The 1,621-nt window shown below is 64.6% G+C and carries 1 protein-coding gene and 1 pseudogene; both read right to left on the bottom strand.

Annotated elements, in window-relative coordinates; translation table 11 throughout:
• Positions 1-154 (bottom strand): annotated as a pseudogene (gene gltD / locus EOA28_RS35210) (glutamate synthase); the annotation flags it as partial.
• Between the two features lie 191 nt (positions 155-345).
• On the bottom strand, positions 346-1,621 hold a 1,276-nt coding region (locus tag EOA28_RS35215), incomplete at its 5' end, for a glutamate synthase-related protein (RefSeq protein ID WP_245501676.1).

The following is a 1,621-nucleotide window of genomic DNA, read 5'->3' on the forward strand; positions in this document are numbered from 1 at the left end:
GAATGCCGCAATCCATGCAGCGCGCGGCCTGTTTCTCGACCTCCTTGTCCGACATCGGCAGCGTGAATTCGCGGAAATGCCGGATGCGGTCGGAGGCCGGCTGGTACTTGTGCACCTGCCGGTCGATCTCGAGGAAGCCTGTTACCTTGCCCATAGTCCAGTCCCTGCTGTCCGAAGGCACGCTTTTGTCGCGCACCCGTTAACCCCATAAGGCCGCCATGGCAACCGCACCTTGCTGGAGCATGACCTTCGCCGAGTTCCCACTTTGCGGGATCATGCTCTCGGGGTCAGGATTGTTGGTGAGGATGCCGGCCGGAAAGTCATCTTTCCGGCCATGCCCGATGCCTATTCCGCCGCCACGCTCATGCGCATGCGTTCCATCTCGATCAGGGCGCGGCGATACTCCACCGGCATGATCTTGCGGAATTTCGGCCGGAAGTTCTGCCAGTCGTCCAGGATCTCGCGGCCGCGCACCGAGCCGGTGTAATGCACGTGGTTCGAGATCAGCTGGTAGAGCCGTTCCTCGTCATGGCTGGTCATGTCGCCCGACACGTCGACGCGGCCCTTGTGGTCGAGGTCGCCGCCGTGATGGAGCAGCTTCTCCATCAAATCGTCCTCTTCCGGGACCGGCTCCAGCTCGACCATCGCCATGTTGCAGCGTTCGGCGAAATCGCCCTTCTCGTCCAGCACATAGGCGACGCCGCCCGACATGCCGGCCGCGAAGTTGCGCCCGGTCTTGCCGAGCACGACCACGATGCCGCCGGTCATGTATTCGCAGCCATGGTCGCCGACGCCCTCGACGACAGCCGCCACGCCCGAATTGCGCACGGCGAAGCGCTCGCCGGCGACACCGGCGAAGTAAGCCTCGCCCTCGGTGGCGCCATAGAGCACCGTGTTGCCGACGATGATCGATTCCGCCGCGACGATCTTGGCTTCTTCCGGCGGGCGGATGACGATGCGGCCGCCCGACAGGCCCTTGCCGACATAGTCGTTGCCGGCGCCGACCAGCTCGAACGACACGCCGCGCGCGAGAAACGCGCCGAAGGACTGGCCGGCCGTGCCGGTGAGCTTCACCTGGATCGTGTCTTCCCGAAGGCCCTTGTGCTTGAAGCGTTTGGCGACCTCGCCCGACAGCATGGCGCCAGCGGAGCGGTCGACGTTGCGGATCGGCAGCTCGATGGTGACGGGCTGTCTGGCTTCGAGCGCCGGCTTAGCCAGCTCGATCAGCTTGCGGTCGAGCACGTCGTCGATCGGATGCTTCTGCCGCTCGGTCCAGTGCAGCGCCTCATGCGGCGCGTCGGGCTTGAAGAACATCTTCGAGAAGTCGAGCCCGCGCGCCTTCCAGTGCTGGATCACGTCGCGCTTTTCCAGGAGGTCGCTGTCGCCGATGATCTGGTCGAGATGGGTGAAGCCCATTTCGGCGAGCAGTGCACGCACCTCTTCCGCCACATAGAAGAAGAAGTTGATGACATGATCGGGCGTGCCCTTGAAGCGCTTGCGCAGCACCGGATCCTGCGTCGCCACGCCGACCGGGCAGGTGTTGAGGTGGCACTTGCGCATCATGATGCAGCCCGCCGCGATCAGCGGCGCGGTCGAGAAGCCGAACTCGTCGGCGCCGAGC

Source organism: Mesorhizobium sp. M2A.F.Ca.ET.067.02.1.1, assembly GCF_004023285.1.
GTDB lineage: Bacteria > Pseudomonadota > Alphaproteobacteria > Rhizobiales > Rhizobiaceae > Mesorhizobium.